This is a genomic window from Thermosulfurimonas sp., from assembly GCF_015491435.1.
In the GTDB taxonomy this organism is placed as follows: Bacteria; Desulfobacterota; Thermodesulfobacteria; order Thermodesulfobacteriales; family Thermodesulfobacteriaceae; genus Thermosulfurimonas_A.
This window is the reverse complement of record NZ_WFVX01000198.1, coordinates 1-7,321: the sequence shown is the minus strand read 5'-3', so window position 1 is coordinate 7,321 and position 7,321 is coordinate 1. Positions and strand designations below refer to the sequence as shown.

Here is a 7,321-nt window from a genome sequence, read left to right as displayed (position 1 = left end):
CCCCCACCCGGGCATAGTCCAGGGTGCGCATAGCCACGATGAAGCCCATCCCCTCCCGGGACAACAACCGATCCCGCGGGATCCGGCAATCGGTGAAGAATAACTCCGTGGTCACCGAGGCCCGAAGCCCCATCTTCTTTTCCTTGCGTCCCACGGAAAAACCGGGGTCCCCTTTCTCCACGATGAAGGCGCTGGCCCCGCGGGCCCCCTTTTTGGGATCGGTAAGGGCGATTACAATGTAAATATCCGCAATTCCTCCGTTGGTGATCCATTGCTTGAGACCGTTGAGGATATAGTAGTCCCCGTCGCGTTCGGCCCGGGTCTTTATGGCCGCGGCGTCGCTTCCGGCCTGGGGCTCGGTAAGAGCAAAGGCACAGAGTTTCCGACCGCGGGCCACCTCGGGAAGATATTTCTCCTTCTGGGCCCTGGAGCCGAAGAGAAGGATGGGATAGGCCCCCAGGAAACTGGCCGCATAGGTCGTGGCCACCCCGGGGCAGTATTTAGAGAGATGTTCCACAGCCAGACAAAGGGCCATGGTTCCCCAGCCCAGCCCTCCGTACTCGGAGGGAATCACCAGCCCGAACAGATCCGCCTGGGCCAGGGCCTTAATCGGACGGGGGTCGAAGGTTTCTTTTTCATCCCATTCCCGGGCATGGGGAGCGATGTAGTCCCGTCCTATACGTTCCACCAGATCCACCAGAAGTTTCTCTTCCGGAGAAAGAAAATAATCCAGCATGAAGACCCCTCCTTGCTCCCGTTGCCCTAATACCATATAAGAAATTATGAACTTTTTAAAGGTCACCTTCCCCATTTCCGGAGTAACCACCTGGATCTTTCTCCCCCCGTTGATCACCTTTCTTTTGGCCTTTTTCGGGGTCATGGGAGGAATTACCGGGGCCTTTCTCCTTCTCCCCTTTCAATTTTCGATCCTGGGGTATCAGACTCCGGGAGTTTCCGCCACCAACCTTCTTTATAATCTGCTGACCATTCCTCCGGCCTTATGGCGTTTTCGAAAGGAAAGGCGCTTTTACGCCCCCCTGGCCCTTCTCATGCTCTCCGGAGTAATCCCGGGGCTTTTTCTGGGATATCTGGTACGTATCCACTGGTTGGCTTCCCCGCAAAGATTCCGCCTCCTGGTAGGGATGGTGCTTCTTTACCTCTGTTCGCGTATTCTGAAAGACCTACGTAAGGGTCAACGCAAAGTCGATCCCGCCCGAAACGCTTCCTCTATTGAATATCTTCCCCGGGAAGGGGGCTATCTCCGTTTTCGCTTCGGAGCGACCGTCTATAGGGTCCCCATTCTTTCCACGCTGATTATATGTCTGCTGGTAGGGACGGTAAGTGGGGCTTACGGGATCGGTGGGGGAGCGATTCTAGCTCCTTATCTGGTTTCCATTCTTAGGCTTCCGGTACACGCCGTGGCCGGAGCCACTCTGGCTTCCACCTTCGGAGCCTCGGTTTGCGGGGTTTTGTTTTATACCCTGGGGCCGGGCTCCGGCCCCCTAACCCGGCCGGACTGGGCCCTGGGACTGCTCTTCGGCCTGGGAGGACTAGCCGGAGCTTACCTGGGGGCTCGATGTCAAAAATACGTCCCCGAGCGCCCCATCAAATGGGGACTTTTCTTGGCCACCGGGCTGGGGGCCCTTAAATATCTGTGGCCCTATTTGCTTTTACTGCTAAAGGGGTAAAATTCTTTCTGGCTGCCGGGTCCTGCGCGACGGATCCCGGTGAACCCCGCCAGGCCCGAAAGGGAGCAACGGTAGCCGGGCTCTCCGGGTGCCGCAGGGGTGCCCGGCAGCCGTAAGGCGGAAGCGCCAGGGGCCTGGTGGCCCCCCCGGGCTTCAAACCCGGTGCGCCGTCGGAAACGGCGGTGGGTGGGTTCGATTCCCATGCGCTTCCGCCATTTTTGATAATGAAGTTTTTGTACCGGTCCGGTTGCTCCCAAAACCCTAACTTGTCATCCACCCATATACGCTCTAACATCCTTATATGGGAGCTCGCCTGGTTTATCACCGAAAGGTGGCTCTTTCCGAAGATGAAATAATGGAAATAAAGATCTGGGAGGTCTCCAGGTCTAAGGATTATCCCGAGGGGGTTAAATACAGCCTGGTTTATCTCCGAAAAGGAAAGCGCATCCTGGGTTATGACAATTACCAGGGCCATGGACACCACAAGCATTTTAGAGGAAAAACCGCTCCATACGAATTCCATTCAGTGGAGCGCCTGTTTGAGGACTTTTTAAAGGACCTTGAGGAGGCAAGAAATGAAGGTCAAAACGGTGAAGGTAGAGATCAAGAGCCTTGAGAACACCCTGGCCGAGGCCAGATCCGTTATGGAGGCCGTAACAAAAGGAAAGGCCGTGAAGCCCAAAGGGCATGCGGTGGTCTTCCCGGACTGGAGAACCATGCGCAAGGTCCTTTCCGAGAAGCGTCTTGAGCTTCTTAAGGCCGTGCGCAAGCACCGACCGGCCTCGGTTTACGAGCTTGCCCGCATCCTTGGCCGCAACCTGCGAAGCGTTCAGCAGGACGTAAAAGTCCTTTCGGAGCTGGGGTTCCTTGAGCTTGAGAAAAATCCCCAGGGCAAAAGGGATCGCCTGACCCCGAAGGTGGACTATGACAAAGTGGTCCTTGAGGTCGCCCTCTAAGTCGGGCACCACCGTGGGCACCAATCCGATTCCCATGCGCTTCCGCCAAGGCTCTCAGCCTCTCCTCATTGATTAGGAGCACAGCTGATCTATCACCGGAAAGTAGTTTCTCTCCGAATCGGTTAGTCGCCTGTTTGAGGCCCTCTTAAAGGACCTGGAGGAGGAGATTAATATGAGTTTTAAATGCACTTACGAAAGACAAAAAGGAAGAGCCCGGTTCTAAAACCCCCGGCCTTTGGATGCCTCCGCGGAACCCCTGCGGTAAATCTTACCCGGGGATGTCTTCATACCTGCGTGTATTGTTACGCCCGGGCCTTCCCGGAGACCCCGAGGACCGAGGTCTGGCTTTACGAAAACCTTCCGGAAAAGCTATCCGAGGAGATCCGCAGACTTTCCCTTCGGGGAAAGCTTCCCTCCTCGGTGACCTTCTCCACCGCCTCGGACCTCTTTCAACCCCATCCGGAGGTAAGACGGCTGGCCCTTGAGGTCTTGCGGATGGTCCTTGAGGCCGGCCTTAAGGTTTCCTTCCTTACCAAGGGTTACATTCCGGATGAGGCCTGGGCCCTCTTTGCGGATTATTCCTCACTTATATATCCCCGCATCGGCCTGGTCTCGGTCTCAAGGGATTATCACCGGCTCTTTGAGCCCCGGACGGCTCCTCCCCCGGTGCGGCTTACCCAGCTTGAACGCCTTTCGGCTCTGGGCTTAAACCCCTCGGTAAGGATTGACCCGGTGATCCCGGGCGTTTCCGACCGGGAGGAGGCCGTGGAGGCCCTCTTTCGGAGACTTTCCCTGGTAGGGGTAAAGGAGGTCTCGGTGAGCTATCTCGTGCTCCGGCCCGGGGTCATCCGTCAGATGGCCCGGGAACTTCCGGCCGGAATTTTTCGGAGCATTCTCAAATATTATGCCGGCCAGCCCTGGCAGAAGGTCATCACCTCGGCCGTAACCAGGTTGGCCCTAAAAGAAGTGCGGGAGTCCGGCTACGCCCTTTTTCGGGAGGTGGGCCGGGCCTACGGAATTCGGGTAAGGGTGTGCGGCTGCAAGAACCCGGACCTACCTTTTGAGGACTGCATCCCCTGGGAGAGGGACTTTCCGGGGAAAAATTCCTCCCATCTTCCCCTTTTTGCAGGAAAAGTTTACACTGGTAAAGATGCAGATAGATTTTCAGGATCCGGAATTTCGAAAACTTCTTGAGGAACTGGTCTCTCAGGCGGTGGCCCGTTTCGTGGCCGAAAACGAACTTCGGGCCCGGGAGATCTCTCTCGTGGAACGTCTCATCCGGGTGGAGGAAGAGCTTAAAGCCCTGCGGGAGGTCATGCACGAGTACATGAAGCTTACCGACAAACGTTTTGAGGCCATGGAACGGGCCAATCAACAACGCTTTGAGGCCATTGAGAAGCGGCTTTCGTTTCTTCAGTGGTTCATGGGGTTCGGTTTCACCTTTATTGCCACCCTTATCGGGATAGCCACCTATTTTCTGGCCCACTGATCCGTGAAAATCGCTTTAGTGCGTCCCAGAGTGGGTTTCGGTCTCGGAGGGGCGGAGAACTACACCGCCTATGTGGCCCGGGAGCTTCTGCGTGCCGGACATGAGGTCTTCGTGGTGGCCGACCGCTGCGAGGTCCCCGAGGTTAAACACCTCCGGGCCCGGATTTACGGCCGGGGCTCGCTGGTAAAGACCCTCTCCTTCTTTTTTAACGCCCGCAGGGTGCTTTCCCGCAAGCGCTTCGATGTAGTTTATGCCACCTCCCGGTTTTTCCCGGCGGACTGGGTGCGGGTCTCGGATCCGCTCCATATCGTCTGGCTTTACCGGGGCTACGCAAGGCCGCCCCTTCTCTGGCCGCTACGCCCCAGACACCGGCTCATCCTCTGGCTTGAGCGAAAAAGCCTCGAGCAGGCCCGGCGGGTGATCGTAAACTCCCGCATGGTCTTTAACGAGATCGCCGAACACTATCCCTTTGCCGTGGGAAAGACCGAGGTCATTTATAACGGGGTGGATCTTGAGCGCTTCAACCCCGGAGTACAGCGTTTCAGGACCGAGGTACGCAGGGAACTCAACCTTTCCGAGGAGGATCGGGTGCTCCTTTTTGCGGGCTCCGACTGGCGAAGGAAAGGCCTTCCCTTTCTCCTTTCGGTGCTTGAAGAATTGCCGGAGGAATTTAAACTCCTGGTGGCAGGCGGTAAAAGGCTCGGGAAAAAGGGCCGGGTCCATTATCTGGGGACGGTAAAGAATATGGAAAGGCTTTACGGGGCGGCGGATCTTCTGGTGCTTCCCACCCGCTATGACCCCTTTGCCAACGTGGTGCTTGAGGCCTTAGCCTGCGGCCTTCCGGTCCTCACCACCCCGGAAAACGGCGCCGCGGAGGCGGTGACTTATTTGGGACGGGGAAAGGTGCTTCCCCTCCACGTTCGGGACTGGATCACGGGTATTCCCGCGGTCATAACCCTCCGGAACTCTCCGGAGAGCATGAGATCTCTTACTTTTAAATTTTCCTGGGAAAGACATCTTGAAGCCCTCTTCCGAGCCTAAACGCATCGTCATTCTGGATACCGGAAGGGAATGGGGCGGGGGGACCAACAGCCTCCTCGAACTCTTAAAACGCATTGATAAAGAAAAATTTAAATTCGGGGCCATCTTTTACCGAAACTACCCCAAGGGAACCGAATCCGACATCCGAAGGGAACTGGAAAAACTGGGGGTGGAGTTTTTCCTGGTCCCCCCCAAAAAATTGCCTCCCAAAGTAAAAATCCTCAAAGAACTTTGCCGGGCAGGGACCTTCTGGCTCAGGCCCTTCCGAAAAGATCTACTTTTTCTCTTCGATTATCATTTCCGTATTCGACCTCAGGCCGAGGCCATAGCCCGAATCCTTAAGGATTTCCGGGCGGATCTTCTTTATATGAACAACCAGCCGGCCTCCAATCTGGAGGGGGTTCTTGCCGCCGAAAAGGTGGGAATCCCTGCCATCCTTCACTGTCGTATCGCCAAAAGAGTCCCCCGGATAGCCATCCGCAAAACCAACGCCCGGGTTCAAAGAGTCATCTGCGTTTCCCGGGGGCTGCGCGATTTCTACGTTTCCCGGGGCTTAAGGGCGGATCTCTGCACGGTAATCTATGATGGAATCGATCTTTCCCTTCGTCCCCGGAAAGAGCCGGGAAGCCTCCGGCAAAGATGGGGGCTTTTTCCGGAGGATTTCGTCCTGGGCACGGTCTGTTCCCTGGTAAAAAGAAAGCGGGTGCAGGACCTCCTTGAGGCCGCTTACCTGGTGCAAAGGAAGACCTCCGTGCCCATAAAGATCCTCATCGTAGGGGAAGGGCCGGAGCGAGAAAACCTGGAGAGACTCTCGCAGCGGCTGGGGCTTTCCTCCCGAACCCTCTTTACCGGTTTTCAGTCTGATCCCCTCTCCTTTATTCAGACCATGGACCTTTTCGTATTTCCCTCGGAAAAGGAGGGTTTCGGCCTAGTCATTTTAGAAGCCATGCTCCTCGGGAAACCGGTGATCGCCACCCGCATTCCCGGTCCCTCGGAGCTGGTTAAAGACGGAGAAACGGGTTTCCTGGTGGAGCCCCGGCAGCCGAAAGCCCTGGCCTCGGCTATAATGAAATTCCTTCAGGATCGGAGACTTGCGCAAACCATGGGAGAGAAGGGCCGCAAACGGGTGGAACAGTTTGACATCCGTCATTATGTATCCGGAGTAACCCGGGTCTTTGAGGAGGTGCTGAGTTGTTCTATGTCCTCTTGAGCCTCCTTCTTTATCCCTTCCTCTTTCCCTTTCTGCGGCCCAGGAAGAATCTCTCCCGCCTTGCGGTTATCCAGACCGCCAAGATCGGAGACCTCATCTGCTCCACGCCCGTATTTCGGGAAATCAAAAAACGCTATCCCGAAGTCGAACTCACGGTGCTCGCCAGTCCGGTAGCCCGGGGGGTATTGACCCATAACCCCTATGTGGATCGGGTGGTAATCCTCGACAAAGCCCGATACAGGGGCCTTCGCGGAAAGCTCCGCCTGGCCCGTTTCTTTCGTCGGGAAGGCTTTGATGCGGTAATCTCCCTCAATCCCAACGTGCTTTATGCGGTATCGCTTTTCTGGGGCCTGGTCCCTTTACGGATAGGGATCCTTTCCAGTTTTTCCGGACGGACCTATCGTCTGGCCTCTCTTCTTTTTTCCCGGGTCTATTACCATTCCCCGGAGCGCATGGTTAGCGAAGTCCATCTCAGGATGCTTGAACCCCTGGGGATAAAAGCCACCGACCCTTCACGGGACATCTTTCCTTCCCCGGAAGGGGAAGAGAAGGCCCGGGCTTTCCTTTCCTCCGTCTGCGAGCCCCTCATCGGTCTGGCCGTGAGCTGTCGCAACCGGTTGAAGGCCATGGAACCCGCGACCTGGGCCCGGTTGATCGACCTTATATCCCAAAACCTAAAGGCCCGGGTGGTCCTTATCGGCTCCGAAGCGGAAAGGAGCTTCGGGGACCGCATTCTTTCCCTGATCCGGGACAAAAACGCGGTCCTCAACGCCCTGGGAGCGTTCACCCTGGAGGAACTTCCCTCCCTTCTTAAGAGACTCAGGATCTTCGTAGGGGTGGATACCGGGATCATGTACATGGCCGATGCCCTGGGAGTACCGGTGGTGGTAATAGCCGGCCCCACCCATCCCCGGGAACCTGTCTCTTATACACATCT

The 7,321-nt window shown here is 56.4% G+C and carries 9 protein-coding genes, 1 tRNA gene and 1 other RNA gene; 10 read left to right on the top strand and 1 reads right to left on the bottom strand.

The genetic code is table 11. The annotated features are described in order from the left end of the window. Window positions 1-736, bottom strand: a 736-nt coding sequence (locus F8J34_RS09220) for an acyl-CoA dehydrogenase family protein (RefSeq protein WP_297058700.1), incomplete at its 3' end; no start/stop codon positions are given. A 46-nt stretch (window positions 737-782) separates the two neighbouring features. Here F8J34_RS09220 and F8J34_RS09215 point away from each other — a divergent pair. From F8J34_RS09215 to F8J34_RS09170, 10 genes are all read left to right on the top strand, one after another. Beyond that, entirely contained in the window at window positions 783-1,688 is a 906-nt protein-coding gene (locus F8J34_RS09215; protein ID WP_297058698.1) for a sulfite exporter TauE/SafE family protein, read from the top strand. Between the two features lie 13 nt (window positions 1,689-1,701). Next, an RNA gene (gene ffs, locus F8J34_RS09210) (signal recognition particle sRNA small type) lies at window positions 1,702-1,800 on the top strand. Between the two features lie 7 nt (window positions 1,801-1,807). Then, window positions 1,808-1,903, top strand: a tRNA-Sec gene (locus F8J34_RS09205). 116 nt (window positions 1,904-2,019) lie between these two features. Continuing rightward, complete coding sequence (locus F8J34_RS09200) at window positions 2,020-2,304, top strand: DUF6516 family protein (RefSeq protein WP_297058695.1); 285 nt, start codon at window positions 2,020-2,022, stop codon at window positions 2,302-2,304. Next, window positions 2,264-2,644 carry an HTH domain-containing protein gene (locus F8J34_RS09195; protein WP_297058692.1) on the top strand — a complete coding sequence of 127 codons (381 nt, stop codon included), beginning with the start codon at window positions 2,264-2,266 and terminating at the stop codon, window positions 2,642-2,644. The genes F8J34_RS09200 and F8J34_RS09195 overlap by 41 nt, the downstream gene beginning before the upstream one ends. Before the next feature lie 183 nt (window positions 2,645-2,827). Further along, window positions 2,828-3,838 carry a radical SAM protein gene (locus tag F8J34_RS09190; RefSeq protein WP_297058690.1) on the top strand — a complete coding sequence of 337 codons (1,011 nt, stop codon included), beginning with the start codon at window positions 2,828-2,830 and terminating at the stop codon, window positions 3,836-3,838. Continuing rightward, the gene (locus tag F8J34_RS09185) at window positions 3,795-4,133 is read left to right on the top strand and encodes a hypothetical protein (protein ID WP_297058687.1); all 339 of its coding nucleotides are present in this window, start codon (window positions 3,795-3,797) and stop codon (window positions 4,131-4,133) included. The genes F8J34_RS09190 and F8J34_RS09185 overlap by 44 nt, the downstream gene beginning before the upstream one ends. Window positions 4,134-4,136: 3 nt before the next feature. After that, on the top strand, window positions 4,137-5,174 hold the full coding sequence (locus tag F8J34_RS09180; protein WP_297058684.1) for a glycosyltransferase family 4 protein: 1,038 nt from the start codon (window positions 4,137-4,139) through the stop codon (window positions 5,172-5,174). Then, window positions 5,152-6,384, top strand: coding sequence for a glycosyltransferase (locus tag F8J34_RS09175; RefSeq protein WP_297058681.1), 1,233 nt, complete (start codon window positions 5,152-5,154; stop codon window positions 6,382-6,384). Before F8J34_RS09180 ends, F8J34_RS09175 begins: the two co-directional genes overlap by 23 nt. Next, window positions 6,366-7,321, top strand: a 956-nt coding sequence (locus tag F8J34_RS09170) for a glycosyltransferase family 9 protein (RefSeq protein ID WP_297058678.1), incomplete at its 3' end; no start/stop codon positions are given. The genes F8J34_RS09175 and F8J34_RS09170, both read left to right, overlap by 19 nt.